Annotated in this window: 18 protein-coding genes; 10 read left to right on the top strand and 8 right to left on the bottom strand. The window is 44.5% G+C overall.

All coding sequences use genetic code 11. The features are described from left to right. From EV146_RS01205 to EV146_RS01195, 3 genes are all read left to right on the top strand, one after another. A complete protein-coding gene (locus tag EV146_RS01205) occupies nucleotides 1–843 on the top strand; it encodes a sugar ABC transporter permease (protein WP_132000965.1) in 843 nt (280 codons plus the stop codon). Between the two features lie 68 nt (nucleotides 844–911). Beyond that, nucleotides 912–2,444, top strand: coding sequence for an alpha-amylase family glycosyl hydrolase (locus EV146_RS01200; protein ID WP_132000963.1), 1,533 nt, complete (start codon nucleotides 912–914; stop codon nucleotides 2,442–2,444). Between the two features lie 127 nt (nucleotides 2,445–2,571). After that, a complete protein-coding gene (locus EV146_RS01195) occupies nucleotides 2,572–3,615 on the top strand; it encodes a LacI family DNA-binding transcriptional regulator (protein WP_132000961.1) in 1,044 nt (347 codons plus the stop codon). Between the two features lie 33 nt (nucleotides 3,616–3,648). Here EV146_RS01195 and EV146_RS01190 read toward each other — a convergent pair whose 3' ends face one another. Further along, nucleotides 3,649–4,512, bottom strand: coding sequence for an SDR family oxidoreductase (locus EV146_RS01190; protein ID WP_121609629.1), 864 nt, complete (start codon nucleotides 4,510–4,512; stop codon nucleotides 3,649–3,651). A 141-nt stretch (nucleotides 4,513–4,653) separates the two neighbouring features. After that, the gene (locus EV146_RS01185; RefSeq protein WP_132000959.1) at nucleotides 4,654–5,145 is read right to left on the bottom strand and encodes a YajQ family cyclic di-GMP-binding protein; all 492 of its coding nucleotides are present in this window, start codon (nucleotides 5,143–5,145) and stop codon (nucleotides 4,654–4,656) included. A 111-nt stretch (nucleotides 5,146–5,256) separates the two neighbouring features. Between EV146_RS01185 and EV146_RS01180 the strand changes: the two genes are divergently transcribed. Further along, nucleotides 5,257–6,123, top strand: coding sequence for a CvfB family protein (locus EV146_RS01180; protein ID WP_132000957.1), 867 nt, complete (start codon nucleotides 5,257–5,259; stop codon nucleotides 6,121–6,123). A 35-nt stretch (nucleotides 6,124–6,158) separates the two neighbouring features. Here EV146_RS01180 and EV146_RS01175 read toward each other — a convergent pair whose 3' ends face one another. Together EV146_RS01175 and EV146_RS01170 are read right to left on the bottom strand one after the other, a co-directional pair. Beyond that, on the bottom strand, nucleotides 6,159–6,290 hold the full coding sequence (locus tag EV146_RS01175) for a DUF3941 domain-containing protein (protein WP_132000955.1): 132 nt from the start codon (nucleotides 6,288–6,290) through the stop codon (nucleotides 6,159–6,161). Between the two features lie 1,728 nt (nucleotides 6,291–8,018). Then, nucleotides 8,019–8,879, bottom strand: coding sequence for a DegV family protein (locus tag EV146_RS01170; RefSeq protein WP_132000953.1), 861 nt, complete (start codon nucleotides 8,877–8,879; stop codon nucleotides 8,019–8,021). 122 nt (nucleotides 8,880–9,001) lie between these two features. Here EV146_RS01170 and EV146_RS01165 point away from each other — a divergent pair, with 122 nt between their 5' ends. Both EV146_RS01165 and EV146_RS01160 read left to right on the top strand, forming a co-directional pair. Continuing rightward, a complete protein-coding gene (locus EV146_RS01165) occupies nucleotides 9,002–9,844 on the top strand; it encodes a YitT family protein (RefSeq protein WP_132000951.1) in 843 nt (280 codons plus the stop codon). A 44-nt stretch (nucleotides 9,845–9,888) separates the two neighbouring features. Beyond that, on the top strand, nucleotides 9,889–10,659 hold the full coding sequence (locus EV146_RS01160; protein ID WP_132000949.1) for a BsuPI-related putative proteinase inhibitor: 771 nt from the start codon (nucleotides 9,889–9,891) through the stop codon (nucleotides 10,657–10,659). A gap of 42 nt (nucleotides 10,660–10,701) precedes the next feature. Here EV146_RS01160 and EV146_RS01155 read toward each other — a convergent pair whose 3' ends face one another. The 3 genes from EV146_RS01155 to EV146_RS01150 form a co-directional block, all read right to left on the bottom strand. Beyond that, complete coding sequence (locus EV146_RS01155) at nucleotides 10,702–10,893, bottom strand: DUF3813 domain-containing protein (RefSeq protein WP_132000947.1); 192 nt, start codon at nucleotides 10,891–10,893, stop codon at nucleotides 10,702–10,704. After that, entirely contained in the window at nucleotides 10,894–11,046 is a 153-nt protein-coding gene (locus tag EV146_RS27380) for a hypothetical protein (RefSeq protein ID WP_181215895.1), read from the bottom strand. It lies immediately after the preceding gene. 118 nt (nucleotides 11,047–11,164) lie between these two features. Then, nucleotides 11,165–11,983, bottom strand: a complete 819-nt coding sequence (locus tag EV146_RS01150; protein ID WP_132000945.1) for a Cof-type HAD-IIB family hydrolase — start codon at nucleotides 11,981–11,983, stop codon at nucleotides 11,165–11,167. Nucleotides 11,984–12,239: 256 nt separating this feature from the next. On the opposite strand from EV146_RS01150, the gene EV146_RS01145 reads away from it, so the two are divergent. The 4 genes from EV146_RS01145 (at nucleotide 12,240) to EV146_RS01130 (ending at nucleotide 16,269) form a co-directional block, all read left to right on the top strand. Further along, on the top strand, nucleotides 12,240–13,007 hold the full coding sequence (locus tag EV146_RS01145) for an alpha/beta fold hydrolase (RefSeq protein ID WP_132000943.1): 768 nt from the start codon (nucleotides 12,240–12,242) through the stop codon (nucleotides 13,005–13,007). A gap of 74 nt (nucleotides 13,008–13,081) precedes the next feature. Then, entirely contained in the window at nucleotides 13,082–13,393 is a 312-nt protein-coding gene (locus EV146_RS01140; RefSeq protein WP_132000941.1) for a metal-sulfur cluster assembly factor, read from the top strand. Nucleotides 13,394–13,643: 250 nt separating this feature from the next. Next, nucleotides 13,644–14,939, top strand: coding sequence for an MFS transporter (locus EV146_RS01135; RefSeq protein WP_132000939.1), 1,296 nt, complete (start codon nucleotides 13,644–13,646; stop codon nucleotides 14,937–14,939). 202 nt (nucleotides 14,940–15,141) lie between these two features. Beyond that, a complete protein-coding gene (locus EV146_RS01130; protein WP_132000937.1) occupies nucleotides 15,142–16,269 on the top strand; it encodes a TIGR04053 family radical SAM/SPASM domain-containing protein in 1,128 nt (375 codons plus the stop codon). 79 nt (nucleotides 16,270–16,348) lie between these two features. Here the strand turns inward: EV146_RS01130 and EV146_RS01125 are convergent, their stop codons facing one another. Continuing rightward, nucleotides 16,349–17,047 carry a Crp/Fnr family transcriptional regulator gene (locus EV146_RS01125; protein ID WP_132000935.1) on the bottom strand — a complete coding sequence of 233 codons (699 nt, stop codon included), beginning with the start codon at nucleotides 17,045–17,047 and terminating at the stop codon, nucleotides 16,349–16,351. Nucleotides 17,048–17,057 lie beyond the last annotated feature (10 nt).

Here is a 17,057-nt window from a genome sequence, read left to right as displayed (position 1 = left end):
ATGAGTATAAAAAAGGAGAAATATCTCAGGCTGACCATCACGTATCTTGTGATTTTTATCATGTTTGCTGTCATTCTGTATCCGCTCGCATGGATTATCGGGTCTTCCTTCAATCCTGGACAGAGTTTGTCAGGCTCGAGCATCATTCCTAAAAATGCCACCCTGGCCCATTACCGGGAATTATTTGACCCCGGAAGAAGCAATTATTTATATTGGTACTGGAATTCTTTGAAAGTCAGCATTCTGACCATGGTATTTACAGTCATACTGGTCAGCCTGACAGGTTATTCGTTTTCACGTTACAGATTTGCCGGCCGCAGAAAAAGTTTGATGACATTTCTAGTTTTGCAAATGGTTCCCAACTATGCAGCATTGATCGCCATTTTTGTCCTGGCCTTTCTTACTGGGCTTCTTGACTCACATCTTGGACTGATCCTTGTCTATGTTGGCGGCCAGATTCCAATCAATACCTGGCTGATGAAAGGATATCTTGACACAATTCCAAGAGAGCTGGACGAATCCGCTAAAATCGACGGGGCGGGACATTTCAGGATATTCCTGCAGATTGTGATGCCGCTCTCATCACCTATTATCGCAGTCGTTGCCCTGTTTTCCTTTATTGCTCCATTTGCAGATTTCATCATTGCCAGCATCCTTTTAAGGACAGAGAAGAATTATACACTTGCTGTTGGGCTGTATGAAATGGTTGCCAAACAGTTTGGGGCTGAATTTACAAACTTTGCAGCCGGAGCTGTGCTGATTGCCATTCCTATATCGATTCTTTTTTTATCATTTCAAAAATACTTTGTATCTGGTTTGACGGCTGGCGGTACAAAGGGATAATCTAATAGGGCAGATAATATCAGGCAAAGGCTGGTTCCTTTGCCCTGAGTTTTTGGAGGAGGAGCGGAATGAAAAGAGCATGGCTTGCTTTCATCACAATTCCGTTTCTTCTTTTTTACGCCCTCCCTGTAGGAGCTGTTGAAAAAGAAGAACGAAAATGGCAGGATGAAACAATTTACTTCCTAATGGTGGACCGGTTTAATAATGGGGACAATTCAAACGATCTTAATATAGACACGAAAGACCCAAAAACCTATCATGGCGGAGATTTTGAAGGGGTCATCAAACAGTTGGATTATATTAAAGATATGGGATTTACGGCCATTTGGCTGTCGCCGGTGTTCGATAATGCGGAGGACGGCTACCATGGATACTGGGTCAGCGACTTTTATAAAACCGATGAGCATTTCGGCAGTATGGAAACTTTTAAGCAATTAGTCAAGGAAGCTCATAAACGGGATATAAAGGTGATCCTGGATTTTGTTGTCAACCATGTCGGCCCTGAACACCCTTGGCTGAAAGATTCCTCAAAAGCTGATTGGTTCCACCCAAAACAGGCGGAAGATGGAGATGATCAGCAAGAACGTGAAGACAGCTGGCTTCAAGGCCTTCCTGATTTGAATCAGGACAACCCTGAAGTGCGGAAGTATCTGATTGATGCGGCTCAGTGGTGGATCACTGAAACCGATATAGACGGATACCACCTGGATGATGTCCAGAATGTACCTGTTGATTTCTGGAGTGAATTTACCCAAAAAATAAAGGGCGCTAAAAGTGATTTTTATCTATTGGGGGAAGTGGGTTCAAAAGATCCAAGAGAAATTGTCCAATATGATAAGGCAGGGTTTGACGGTCTTCTCGATTATCCTTTGAATGAAGATTTAAGAACCGCTTTCGCAAAGCCTGACCAGCCATTGGAGGCTTTATTGGCAGCTGCCGAGGGAAATGGAGAAGTATACGAAGCTCCCTTTTTGATGGCCAATTTTATGGACAACCATAATACCGTCCGATTCACGAGAGATGCAGTTCAGAATAATCAGCATCCAGGCGCAAGATGGCGCTTGGCCTTAACCTATCTATATACTGTGCCGGGAATCCCTGTTGTCTATTATGGAAGCGAAATTGCTCTTGACGGGGGAGAAGAGCCTGACAACCGGCGCCAGATGAATTTTATGACCGACAAAGAATTGATTGATTATATCACTCAACTGGGTGAACTAAGGAATCAGCATCCCTCTCTCACCAGAGGATCGTTTGACTTGCTGCATGAGAAGGATGGAATGGCAGTCTATAAAAGAACATATAAGGATGAAGTTTCCATCATTGCAATTAATAATACTTCGAAATCACAGGATGTTACCTTGACGGAAGAAGAACTTGAGAAGGACAAGGAAATGCGCGGGATGCTGTCAGGCGACCTGGTTCGCAGCACAGACGGAAAATATAAGCTCGTACTTGACCGGGAGGAAGCAGAAATTTATAGCCTGGCTGATCGTTCGGGCTTAAATATCCCTTACTTAACTGTCATGGGTGCTGTATATGCTGCTTTCTTCATCTTCATCTTCCTTGTATGGAGAAGGGCAAAGAGAAAGAGGTCATGATGTAGTGGCTCATTCCACACTGAATGGGGAACGCCTTTGCTTTATTTGTTGATACGCAAATGTTGAGAGACAAATTTAGGGGACAAAGGAAAATACAAGGATATTTCTGGCATAGGGAGGGGAAGGAATGGCAGTAACCATTAAAGATGTAGCTAAAATAGCCAATGTGGCACCTTCGACCGTTTCTCGTGTCATTGCAAACAGCCCGAGAATCAGCGAAAAAACGAAGGAAAAAGTCAGGGAGGTCATGCACCAGTTAGGCTATCACCCAAACTTTATTGCCAGAAGCCTTGCAAGCCAGTCTACACAGGCTATCGGACTAATCATGCCGAGTTCGACGGATATCGTTTTTCAAAATCCTTTTTTTCCTATCGTTCTGGGGGGATTAAGTGAAGGTGCACAAGCTAAACAGTATGTCCTACATATGACGACAGGCAAAACCGATCATGAGATTTATGAAGGTGTCGTATCCATGATTCAGGGGGGAAGGGTAGATGGCATGATTCTGTTATCCTCTAAAGTAGAAGACAAAGTGCTGTCCTACCTTCATGAACAGGATTTTCCCTTTGTGGTGATCGGGAAGCCATTTAAGGATACGGAATCAATTACGCATGTGGATAACGACAACTTTAAGGCTGCAAGAGAAGTAACCAATTATCTCATCTCCCTGGGGCATGAGAAGATTGGCTTTATCGGCGGGGACCTTAATCTGGTCGTTACCGTTGACCGCCTGCTTGGATATGAAAAGGCTTTAGAAGAGGCTGGGATTCCGCTGACAAGTGAATACATCATCCATAATCAATTCCTGAGGGAGGGCGGCCGTGAAGCGGTTCAGATCCTGCTTTCTTCAGGGGCCATGCCAACCGCCCTGGTTGTGGCGGATGATTTAATGGCACTGGGTGTACTGAATGCACTTGATGAGGTGGGAATCTCCGTCCCTGAGGATCTTTCCATTGTGAGCTTTAATAATGTCATGATCGCAGAGATGGCTAAGCCGCCGTTAACCTCCGTAGACATCAATATTTTTAATCTCGGATTTGAAGCGGCCAAGAGCCTGATTCAAAAAATAGAAAACCCGAACGAACCTGCAAAAAGAATCATCATTCCTTATGAAATCGTCGAGAGACTTTCCTGCAGTGAACCAAAAGCAAAAAAAGGCAGCACACCGTGACCTTATGGTTTGCTGCCTTTTTATTATTGCATTTTAGCCATTTACAATGGTACCGCCATTAACATGAATGGTTTGCCCGCTGACATACGAGGAATCCTCGCTCGCAAGGTATACATAGGCACCGGCTAGCTCATAAGGCTGGCCAGCCCGTCCCATTGGCGCATTCGTGCCGAACTTGGCCACTTTTTCCGCGTCAAAGGTGGACGGGATCAATGGAGTCCAGATAGGTCCCGGCGCCACGTTGTTTACCCGGATTCCCTGGGATGCAAGAGACATGGCCAAAGAACGCGTGAATGAAACGATGGCTCCTTTAGTAGAAGAGTAATCAATCAGAGTCTCATTTCCTTTATAAGCTGTAATCGATGAGGTATTAATAATGGAACTTCCTTTTTGCAAGTGAGGAAGTACCGCTTTTGTGATATAGAACATAGAGAAAATGTTCGTACGGAACGTTTTCTCCAGCTGTTCTGCTGAAATATCAAGAAGGCTATTCTGTGGATGCTGCTCGGCTGCATTATTCACAAGGATATCGATTTTTCCGAACTCAGCGAGTGTTTGTTCAACACTTTCCCTGCAAAAGGATTCCTTCCCAATATCGCCCGCAATCAGGAGGCATTTTCTTCCCTCGGCTTCGATTAACTGGCGAGTATCCTGAGCGTCTTCGCTTTCCTCCAGGTAAACGATGGCCACATCTGCGCCTTCCTTTGCAAAATAAACAGCCACAGATTTACCAATCCCGCTGTCTCCTCCGGTAATTAGTGCAACTTTATTTTCAAGTTTTCCGGAGCCCTTGTAATTGGGGGAAACCGATACTGGCTCTGGATGCATTTCTGTTTCCGTACCTGGCTGGTGATCCTGATGCTGTGCCGGGAAGCCTTGTTTGTTTTCGTTTGTCATTAACAGCTCACTCCTCTTAACTTAGTCATACTGTTAAATTCCTTCTATCAAGATAGAAAAAACATGGAAAAATTATGAAGTAGAAGAGTGAAAAGAAAAACGGACAGGTATTTCCTGTCCGCAGCTTTTAATTATTTTATTTCATCGGTAATTGACAAACTGGACATCCACAGTCAGATCTGCCTCTTTAACAGCTGCAATGATTTTTTGAAGGTCATCGCGGTTTTTGCCTGTTACACGGACCTGGTCATCCTGTACCTGGCTCTTGACTTTAAGTCCGCTGTTTTTAACAATCGTGTTAATTTTTTTGGCATTTTCTTTATCAATGCCGGATACCAGCTTGGCACGCTGCCGGACGGTGCCGCCTGAAGCACCCTCGATTTTTGCATAGTCAAGGTTTTTGATGGGAACACCGCGCTTGATCAGTTTGCCGAGGAGGACATCTTTCAGCTGTTCAAGCTTGAATTCATCATCCGAGACTAAAACCAGTTCTTCCTTGTCCAGGGAAATATCACTTTTGCTTCCCTTAAAATCATAACGGGTGCTGATTTCTTTCATCGCAATATTTATTGCATTTGTGACTTCTGAAAAATCAACTTTGGATACAATATCAAATGAGCTCTCTTTTGACATACTCAACCTCCGAAATCATTTTTAAATATGGCTTCATTATAGTAAAATATAGCAGTTCCGACAACTTTTCGCAGATTCTACGCTTTAAACTAGCAATCAGGAGGATTTATCATGTCTTTAAATGAATATACAGGCCGTATGGCTACATTAAAGGTTGCCCGCATTTCGGATTTTGGCTATTTCTTAACCGATGGAGAAGAGGATGTCCTGCTCCACAAAAATGATACAGACCGGGAGTTTGAGGAAGGGGACGAGGTGTCTGTCTTCCTTTACGTGGATTCCAGGGGGAGGCTGTCCGCCACAACAACCACTCCGGCGGTTACCGTTGGCGAATACAGCTGGGTCCCTGTCGTTAATGTAAACCCGGGCACAGGTGTTTTCCTCGATATCGGCATCAAAAAAGATATTCTGCTTGGCAAGGATGATTTACCGGTATTTGAATCGGTCTGGCCGAGTAAAGGGGACTTGGTGTATATCACCTTGAGAGTAAACAGAAACAACCTGATTTATGCGCGTCTCGCCAGCGATCAGGTGATTCAGGAAATTTCCGTTCCTGCGACAACGAAAGATTTTAATAAAAACGTCCATGGCCATATTTATCGGACAGCAAGGGTTGGAAGCTGGATGCTCACAGCTGAGGGGTATAAAGGATTTATCCACGAGTCGCAGCGAAGGACTGAACCGAGAGTCGGTGAAAAAGTCGAAGGAAGAATTATCGATGTCAAGGAGGATGGCACCGTCAATATCTCCCTCCTGCCAAGGAAACAGGAAGCGCTTGATACAGATTCCGAGAAAATCATGGAGTATCTTGAATCAAGGAACGGGGCCATGCCATATAGCGATAAAAGTATGGCTGAAGACATCATGGATCGATTTGGCCTCAGCAAAAGTTCTTTTAAACGAGCGCTGGGACGCTTAATGAAAGAAGGAAAGGTCTACCAGGACAAAGGATGGACATATAAAAAGGAAAACAACTAATGTACATTAAAAAGCGGCCGTCACGGCCGCTTTTTCTAAAGGTGATCTGTCTTCTTTGAATATTGGTTCTTGCCTGCTTTGCGGTTCTTTTCAGCAAGCATGTTCTTTTCATGCTGCATGGCATTATGGTCCTGGGCTTTTTTATCATTGTCAGATGTATGTGACATTGCATTTAGCTCCTTTCCAATCATCTATCAATTAGGATGCCAACCATTAAGGGGAAGTATTCTTGGTGGGCGGATTTGCACGGATGGCCAGGGAGCGGGGCAGCGAGTAAGGGAGACTGGCAATCAATCCAAGAGGAGAAGCTTGTTCACATAGAAGCGGATGAGAGGTAACAGAAGGAGAGAATGCTTGACCTTCTTTTAAAAGCGTGTGGGAGGTAACGCAAGGAGAGGATACGTGACCTACTTCAATGGAAAAGCGTGTGGGAGGTAACGCAAGGAGAGGATACGTGACCTACTTCAATGGAAAAGCGTGTGGGAGGTAACGCAAGGAGAGGATACGTGACCTACTTCGGTGAAAAAGTGTGTGGGAGGTAACGCAAGGAGAGGATACGTGACCTACTTCGGTGAAAAAGCGTGTGAGAGGTAACGCAAGGAGAGGAAGCGTGACCTACTTCGGTGAAAAAGTGTGTGGAGGTCACACAAGAGGAGCAAGTGTGATTTTCTTCGTGAGAAAAGCGGGTATGAGGTAAGGGAATGACCAGCAAACGCTGGCGGAGAAATGGTAGAGAATGTTTTGAGCCCCATGCCGAGGAAAAACAGTCAGGTGAAGGAATGTAGAAAGGATTCTACGTGCCCCCGCACAGGGAAAACCGCCGGGTGAGGAGAGGTTGAAAGGATTCTACGTGCCCCCGCACAGGGAAAACCGCCGGGTGAGGGAAGGTAGAAAGGTTCTATGTGCCCCCAGCGTAGGGAAAACCGCCGGGTGAGGGAAGGTAGAAAGGTTCTATGTGCCCCCAGCGTAGGGAAAACCGCCGGGTGAGGGAAGCTAGAAAGGTTCTATGTGCCCCTGCACAGGCAAAACCGCCGGGGAAGGGAAGCTAGAAGGGTTCTATGTGCCCCCGCATAGGCATAACCGCCGGGTGAGGGAAGCTAGAAAGGTTCTATGTGCCCCTGCACAGGCAAAACCGCCGGGAAGCTAGAAGGGTTCTATGTGCCCCCGCATAGGCAAAACCGCCGGGGAAGGGAAGCTAGAAGAGGTCTACGTGCCCCCGCACAGGGAAAACCGCCGGGTGAGGGAAGGTAGAAAGGTTCTATGTGCCCCCAGCGCAGGGGAAACCGCCGGGTGAGGGAAGCTAGAAAGGTTCTATGTGCCCCTGCACAGGCAAAACCGCCGGGGAAGGGAAGCTAGAAGGGTTCTATGTGCCCCCGCATAGGCATAACCGCCGGGTGAGGGAAGCTAGAAAGGTTCTATGTGCCCCTGCACAGGCAAAACCGCCGGGGAAGGGAAGCTAGAAGGGTTCTACATGCCCCAAACAGGCAAAACGGCCGATGGGGGGAAGCTAGAAGAGGTCTACATGCCCGCAGCGCAGGAAATCCGCCGGGTGAGGGAAGCTAGATGGGTTTTGAATGCCTCTACACAGGAAAACCCACCGTGGAGGGGATGCTAGGAGAGTCCTGCCTTAGCTGAACCTCCTAGAAAGCTACTTAGAAAGAGTAGTCAGCGTTCTCAGATCCTAAATCACGAGAAATCTACCAAGACAAGAAAACCCAGACTGACTTTAAAAACCAGATTCGTAAAAAAAAGACGAGTATGAAAGATAAAAATACTTCCTGCAATGTCTTTGTTGCAGGCCAGGCCCTGTAGCCCTTGTCCCCAAAAATGGATGGTGTTTCCCGCACGTACCGCAATAGAAAAAGGTTGTCCCGCATGGGAACACCCTTTTGTTGTTAAGACCTGATTTTATTTAAGAAGAATATGGCAATTGTTGCTGGGCCTGTGTGGGCACCGATTGCCGCGCCAATGGCATTGATATAAACTTCTTTAGGGCCAAATTCCTGGTTGATCATTTCTTTTATTTCATTGGCCGCTTCCTCATCGTCCGCATGGCTGATGGCGATTACCTGGGATTCGAGATGTTCGCCCCGTTCTTTGATTGTTTCAATGATCCGGCGCAGAAGTTTCTTTCTCCCGCGGATTTTTTCAATGGGAACCAGCTTGCCTTCTTCCACATGAAGCAGCGGCTTGATGTTGAGAAGTCCTCCCAGGAACGCTGATGCCTTGGAGACGCGCCCGCCTTTTGCCAGATAGTCAAGATCATCGACGGTAAACAGATGCTCCATATGCTGGCACCTAAACAGGACATCCTCAAGAATTTCTTCTTTTGCTGCTCCTTCATTTGCAAGCCTTGCTGCTTCCATGACGATAAGACCCTGGCCTAATGAGGCACATTTTGTATCGATAATGGTCAAGTCAAGATTTGGATGCTCTTCTTTTACTTGTTCCATAATCATGACAGCCGTCTGGTAAGTTCCGGACAGCTCTGATGAGAATGCTATGTATATTCCTTGCTCACCATTAATGGCCAGATTTGTAAAGAGTTCTTTAAAAAGAGCTGGGGAAGCCTGTGACGTTTTTGGGAAATCCCCGGAACGGATGCTTTCATAAACTTCTGCAGGCTGGATTGTTTGTAAATCCTGATACTCATGGCCATCTATATATACTTTTAAAGGGATAAGGGCAACCTGATTCTGTTCATAGAATGGTAAAGGCAAATCGCACGCACTATCAGCCAGAATTTTTACTCCCATAAAAATTCACCTCTTTCTACCTATATATTTTTAGTTTAGCGGTTAAATTTTAAAAATACAATTAGAAGTGCTGATATTAGGCAAAATAGGGTAAACAACCAAAAACAGCAAGGAGGATGGAGATGGCCTGGTTACATACAAAGAAATTTGTCGTTGTGCTGGTAGGTGCCCTGCTCAACGGCATTGCGATGAACTTGTTTTTAATTCCCGCTAATGTTTATGCGAGCGGATTTACAGGAGCAGCTCAGCTCATTTCAAGTATCCTAGGGGAGTTTGCACCCTTTCAGCTTTCAACAGGAATACTGCTATTTATTTTAAATGTTCCAGTAACAATTCTGGCCTGGAAACGGGTTGGGAAATCTTTTACGATTTACAGTTTTTTATCGGTTCTTCTGATGTCGTTTTTTCTTGAGGTAATCCCGATTGTCCATGTTTCAAAAGATATCCTGCTCAATGCTGTTTTTGGAGGTGTCATTGCAGCTGTAGGAGTTGGCATAACGTTGAAGTGGGGAGCTTCCACAGGAGGAATGGATATCGTTGCCATGATCCTGTCCAGGATGCAGGATCGGCCTGTTGGTACATATTTCTTTACTTTAAATAGCATAATTATTATATCAGCGGGTTTTTTATATGGGTGGGAGAAAGCTTTATATACGCTCGTTACCCTTTATGTATCAACCAGAGTGATCGATGCCATCCATACGAGGCACGAGAAATTGACTGCAATGATCGTGACTAAAAAAGCAGGGGAACTTAAAAGTGCCATCCACAGCCGGCTGGTGAGAGGAATCACGACTGTTCCAGCAAAGGGTGCCTTCACGAATGAGGAAAAGGATATGATGTTCATTGTCATTACACGCTACGAATTGTTTGATCTAGAAAGGATCATCAGGGACGTCGACCCCCAAGCATTTACAAACATTGTTGAAACAACTGGAATCTTTGGTTTTTTCAGAAGGGAATAGTCAGGACAACAAGTACATTTTTAATAACAAAGTCGAGGTGGATCATGCGTAAATTTATGCTTGCCCTTTTTCTGCTCCTTTTAATTGCAGCACCAGCATTTGCCTATGAGAGGGAACAGACGGAAAAGGAGGGGGAAACGATGCATTTTTTCATTGACCCGGTCGCAGGGCCGGAGGAAGCCGCTTTTGACCTCGTGCTTACCAATACAGGAGACACTCCTTTGACCTTCACGTTCCCGACTTCACAGTCCTACGAAATCACAGTCCATGACAATCGAGGCGTGGAAGTGTATCGCTATTCAGCGGGCAAGGCTTTTGCCCAAGCCTTAAGGGATGTAACGATTTTGCCGGGAAAATCAGTAAACTGGACAGAGCATTGGGATCTACATCATTCCGGGGTTAGACTTCATGAAGGCGAGTACAAAGTATCGGCATTATTAAAAGCAAAGATGGTTAATGGTAAAAAACTGGAGCCATTAACAGATGTGAAAACGATGTACCTTCCTAAAGAAAATCCCGCTTTCAAACACATAGAAGTGAGTGGGCAACAGGGCACATACACGATCAAGGGGCTGGCCAGCCCAAAAGATGGATACTTTTACTACAGTGTTGAAGATGGGCATAATCAACTTTTAAAAGAAACAAAGGGCGAGGTTGAAAAAGCACCTGAAGCTTGGAAACCGTTTAAGATTGAAATTCACCTTCCTCCGGATGCACTTCCTAAAAATGGAACACTTATTTTACACCTTTATGAACGAAACAGTGATGGTGATTTGATTAACAGCTATCCATTGATACTTGAAAAATTTTATTAGAAGGAAAACAAAAGCTGGCACAAAATATGTGCCAGCTTTCATTTAATGCCCTTTAATGTGATCAAGCTCGTCCTGATATTGATGAAGCTGCTGCTTTTCGGCTAGTGTCGAATTCGCAAAGGCGGAAGAAAGGGCATTTTCTGCACGATTGACAGCACCCTGGCGGTTATTCCCGCTGGAACTGTGTGCCAGTTCAACAGCCTTTTTCGCTTCCTGAAAGAGGCGATTTCCCATCTATATACCCCCTAAAGAAGAATCCTGCACATCGGCCTTTCGCCTTGCCTCAGCTTCAGCATAAGTGGTATGATACGGAATTCGAGAGTCATGCCTTGCGACACTGTCTGATCCTTGCTTGAAAAAGCGTTTGGATTTATTCGATTTCCCCATTTTTACCCCTCCATTAGCGAGCAAGATATGAAACAGGATGACTGCTTCTTTGTTAGTATGCTCCAAAACTCACAGTGAAATGTCCTAAAGTCGAATAACCGCCTCGAATATTTGTAGTTTAAAGTGCCTTTAAATTCAGGATTTCGTTTAAATAAACTCCAATGCCATCTTCTTCATTGGAAAGTGTGGTTTCATTTGCGATATTTTTTACCGCTTCAATCCCATTTGCCATCGCTACACCTCTGCCGGCATATTCAAGCATGTCCAGGTCATTATCTTCATCCCCAAAAGCAATGATTTTCTCTTTTGGTATCTGGAAATAATCAGCAGCTTTTTTCAGGCCAACCGCTTTATTCAGTCCGTATTTGACGATTTCAATTACATGCCACGGAGCGGCCCAGCTGCGGTGGTCAATGACTTCAGCATGAACTTCGGACAGATGCTTCCGTATAACAGCAAGCTGTTCTTCCTCTGTATGTATTAACATGCTTGTTGGCGAAGCTTTCAAATATTTACGAAGATCCCCTGTTGTCACATTCGGGCCGCCAAGATTGAAAATGTCCAGGAGCTTTTCATCATGATAATGAAAATACACATCATCGATGACTTCTGCAATGATGTTATGAAATTTGAATGAATCCAGCGCTTCTACAATATCCTTGGCGACCTCAATGGACAGCGGCGAATGGTGGACACCCCAGCTTTGATCCAATGGATGATGGATAAAGGCACCGTTAAAATTAACAATCGGGGTATCAAGTTCAAGCTCGTGATAATACATTTCACTTGAACGGAAGGGTCTTCCCGTTGCAATCATGACAATATGGCCCTCTTCGCGCGCTTTATTCAGCACAAGTTTGTTTCTCTCTGATATTGTTTTGTCATCTTTTAAAAGGGTCCCGTCTAAATCTAGAGCAATTAAATGTTTGTCAGCCATACTGGTACTCCCTCTTTTTTCTGTTTATTTGTTCCTCTCCGCTTTCTCCCTTGCTTCTTTTTATTGTTATCATATAGGATCTGCACAGATTGTATGTCAGAATATTGGACTTGAATCCTGAATGAGGATTACAATGATGCAGACACGATTAGAAAGCGGAGGAAAGAACATCTAACGACTATGCTACCCATTTTACAGATTAATTGTAAAAAAATCATTTAACACCTTTTAATGTTTGTTTATAGGAGGAATTAATTTGATCGTCATTGAAAAAAAACAGATAAACGATATACCCGTCCTGCATATAGTGAAGCAGCAAAAAATGACAGAATCTCTTCCGCTTGTCTTTTTTATCCATGGTTTTTCCAGCATCAAGGAAACCAACCTTAATTACGCCTACCTTATGGCCGACAAAGGATTTCGGGTTGTTCTTCCCGAGGCTCTTCACCATGGGGAGCGCAACAGCGGCAAAACGGAAAGGGAATTAAGCTTTCTTTTTTGGGAAATTGTTCTCAATACAATTCATGAACTGGAGGACTTAAAGCAGGCGTTTATTGATGAAGGATTGGCAGATCCCAAACGAATCGGCCTTGCAGGAACTTCCATGGGGGCTATTATCACTCTCGGGGCTTTAAGGAAATATGACTGGATTAAAGCGGCAGTTTCTTTGATGGGGCACCCTGCCTATGAACAGCTGGCATTATGGCAATTGAACGAAGTGGAAAAAATGGGGATACGCTCGCCGTTAAAAGAAAGTGATATCGCTGAACTATTGAATGAAATCCGGAAATACGACCTAAGTCTGGAGCCTGAGAAATTGAAGGGAAGGCCTGTTTTATTCTGGCATGGAAAATTGGATCCGGTCGTCCCGTTTGACGGTGCTTATGATTTTTATGAGTCAATCAGGCAAGACTATAATGAAATCCCCGAAAACCTTAAGTTTATTGCGGATGCCCATGCAGGCCATAAGGTTTCGCAAGCAGGCATCAGGAGTGCTGCAGAGTGGTTTGAAAAGCATCTCTGAGAGTTAAAGGCTGTACAAGATTTAAAATGCTGTTAAGATAGAGGCAGGATAAGATTTAAAAAGGAGTGAACGTTTTGGACCAGGAATTAAAAGACAGTATCATGGGTGCGCTTGAGATGGTCGTCGATCCTGAACTAGGAGTAGATATTGTGAATCTCGGACTTGTCTACGGTCTCGAGATGAATGAGGAAGGACAGCTGACCGTGACGATGACTCTTACTTCCATGGGATGCCCGCTGGCAGGTACAATTGTCGATCAAGTTAAGCACTCAGTTTCCGATCTTCCTGAAGTGAAGGATACGGAAGTTAACATTGTTTTCACCCCGCCGTGGTCAAAGGATATGATGTCCCGCTATGCGAAAATCGCTCTTGGAGTCAGGGACTGAACATAAGCATTGCTTATTGTGCGAACCACAACGTCTGGATATGATCCAGGCGTTTTTTTTTATGGCTTTTTACAGCTTTTTAAGGTTTCAAAGGGGGAAATTGTGAAGGAATTTTGTCTGAGATTGTTACGGAATTGTGTATTGTATCAGCCGTAAGCTCTATAGACATATGGCCTATGTTACTATGATTTCATTCCAGGAATAATTCTTAAAAAATTAAAAAAACAAACACCTTATTGGGGGAATAATCATGGCTAGAATAAAAACGTGGAACCCTGAAAATCAGGCATTCTGGGAAGCAGAGGGCAAGAAGCATGCCCAGAGGAACTTGTGGATTTCCGTCCCTTCATTGATGATCGCATTCATTATCTGGCAAATTTGGTCCGTCGTAGCAATCCGGCTTAATGATATTGGTTTTGCCTTTTCGCAGGAACAGCTATTTACACTCGCTGCATTGCCTGGACTGGTTGGTGCCACTCTTCGATTTGTTTATACTTTTGGTTCTGGTGCATTTGGTGGCCGAAATTGGACGATTTTTGCAACGGCCATCCTCCTGGTTCCGGCTCTGGGAATTGGATTTGCTGTTCAAAATCCTGATACGCCATACTGGGTAATGGCTCTTCTGGCCGGACTATGCGGACTGGGCGGAGGCAATTTCTCTTCCTCTACAGCTAATATTTCAATGTTCTTTCCAAAGGCAGAAAAAGGGACTGCCTTGGGAATCAATGGCGGACTTGGAAACATGGGTGTCTCCGTTGTCCAATTCATTACTCCTTTGGTCATCGCCAGCAGCACTTTTGCATTTATTGGCGGCAATACAGAAGGCCAGATCCTTTCAGATGGCACTCAGGTATGGCTGCAAAACGCAGCATTTGTCTGGGTGATTCCAATCATCATCCTGACTTTGCTTGCTTATTTCGGAATGGATAACCTTCCCGCTGCTAAGCAATCTGTTTCAGATCAATTCGTGATTGTAAAAAGGAAACATACCTGGATCATGACTGTTTTATATGTTGCCACTTTTGGATCTTTCATTGGATATTCAGCTGCTTTTCCATTACTGTTAAAATCGCTTTTCCCGGCGCATATCGGCCTGGCCTTTCTTGGAGCTTTTCTGGCAGCGGCAGCACGTCCGATTGGAGGATGGCTCTCTGACAAGTTTGGCGGAACTCTTGTGACATCCATTGTGTTCGGGGTTATGACTGCGGGTGCTTTAGTTGTGGTTTACTTCACAAAACAAGTGAATTTTGCAGGCTTTTTGACTGCCTTCATGGTGTTGTTCATTGCTGCCGGTGTTGGCTCCGGTTCTACTTTCCAGATGATCCCGAATATTTTTGAAGCAAAAGAAGCAGCGCCCGTCCTGGGGTTCACAGCGGCCTTTGCAGCATATGGATCATTCTTTATCCCTAAATTGTTTGGGTGGTCCACTAATCATACTGGAACGCCAATCAATGCCCTTTACTTCTTTGTTGTTGTCTATATTGCAGCCTTCATTTTAAACTGGTTTTTTTATCAAAGGAAAAATGCAGAAATGAAAATCAAATAAATCTAAAAAGATCATGTTCAGGTCCCGGGACCTGAACATTTTTTTTATAGCACACAAAAAGTTCTGCTAAGTGTTCTGGGGAAGTTTAGTGCGAGCGGATCCATAGGGGAGGGGATAGAGCCTGGAATGTGAGATAACTCACTTAAACCAGTTGGGAAGTTTTCTATACTGAAAGAAGAGACCAAATAGGGGGCAGTAAAGAATGTTAGCCAGAGATTTTAATAAAGATCCGTTTATTGTAATTTGGGAATTGACAAGAGCCTGCCAATTAAAATGCCTGCACTGCCGCGCCGAAGCACAGTTCAGGCGGGATCCGGGAGAATTGAGTCTTGAGGAAGGAAAAGCATTAATTGACCAAATATACGAAATGAACAACCCATTGCTGGTTTTTACAGGCGGGGATCCGCTCATGAGAGAGGATGTATTTGACATTGCGGCATATGCGGTGCAAAAAGGTGTACGTGTATCCATGACACCCAGTGCGACCCCAAATGTTACAAAAGAAGCGATTCAGAAAGCGAAAGATGTGGGGCTGTCACGCTGGGCCTTTAGCCTTGATGGCCCTAATTCAGAAATACATGACCATTTTCGGGGGACTTCAGGATCTTTCGATTTAACGATGGAACGAATCGATTATTTGCATCAGCTTGAAATCCCGATTCAAATCAATACGGTCATTTCTCGCTATAATATTGACCAACTTGAAGAGATGGCGAGACTGGTTGAAAAACTGGACTGCGTTTTATGGAGCGTCTTTTTCCTTGTGCCGACCGGGCGAGGACAGGAAAAGGATATGATTTCACCGGCTGAACATGAGAAAGTGTTTATTTGGCTTTATCAATTAAGCCACAGAGTGAAATTTGATATTAAAACAACGGCCGGGCAGCATTACCGCCGTGTCGTCATTCAGCAAAAAATGCGTGAGGCGAGGGAACAAAACGGTGAAATAGACTATCTGGATGCCATGACAAGACAAGGGCTGACAGGCTCGATTGATGGTCTAGGGAGGGCTCCCAAAGGAGTAAATGATGGCAACGGCTTTGTTTTTATTTCACATACAGGGGATGTTTTCCCCAGCGGCTTGCTTCCAGTAAAAGCAGGAAATATCCGGGAGCAGCCTCTTGCTGATATTTATCGTTATTCCCCTATTTTTACAAGTCTCAGGAACCCCGATCAATATAAGGGGAAATGCGGGGTATGTGAATTCAGGCATGTTTGCGGGGGGTCTCGTTCAAGAGCTTATGCAATGACAGGTGATTACCTGGAATCGGAACCCTTTTGTGTTTATATTCCAAAAGCATGGAGAAAATTAAAAGGAAAGCGCTCATGATCCTGGGCAGCATAAAAAAAGGAACTTTCAGTTTTGAGAGTTCCTTTCCTGTGAATCCGAATAGCTTGTTCAGGATGCCTTAATCGATGCTGCAATACACTGCGGGGCAGTTTTCGCAGCCTATTTCTGTTTTTAAATAATCAAGTTCATGAACAATAATTCTGCCTTTGTGTATACTAATGATCTTTTCCCGTTTCAACTCATTTAAGATGCGGTTAATGCTTTCTCGTGACGTCCCGCAAAAGTTTGCCAGCTCCTGGTTTGTCAGAGGAAGGTCGATTAAAATTCCGTCCTGCCTCCTGATGCCATAGCTGTTGGTCATCCTAATCAGCGTGGAGAACAAGGCGCCTTTTTTGCCGTTTAGAACAAGGTCGCGGAACTTTGTCTGCGTTTTTCGAAAGTGGTCGCTCATCCACTTCATGAATTCAAAAGCAAGTGCCGGGTTCTGAAAGATTTCTCTTTCAATTACATCTTTCCTGATGGCAACTATTTCTCCATCCTCAAGGAGCAAGGCACTCAGAAGATATTTTGGGTCTTCAGTAAATAAGGTCAGTTCGCCGCATAAATCATTTTGGCCGCAAATGCGGAGGGCGAGTTCTCGGCCGTCCTGTGTCACCTTGCTGATTTGAACTTTTCCCGACAGGATGAGATAAAGCTCTTCTGCTTCCATTCCTTCCTGAAACAGGTAAGTACCTTTCTTTGCATGGATTGTCCGGTCAGCAAACTGCAATAATTCTTTTATTTCAATTGAGTGTGTAGCTTTAGTTACTAGAGGCATGGTTATCACC

Origin of the sequence: Mesobacillus foraminis, assembly GCF_004340465.1 — a bacterium.
Taxonomy (GTDB): domain Bacteria; phylum Bacillota; class Bacilli; order Bacillales; family Cytobacillaceae; genus Mesobacillus_B; species Mesobacillus_B foraminis.
This window is presented reverse-complemented; position numbering and strand designations above follow the sequence as displayed.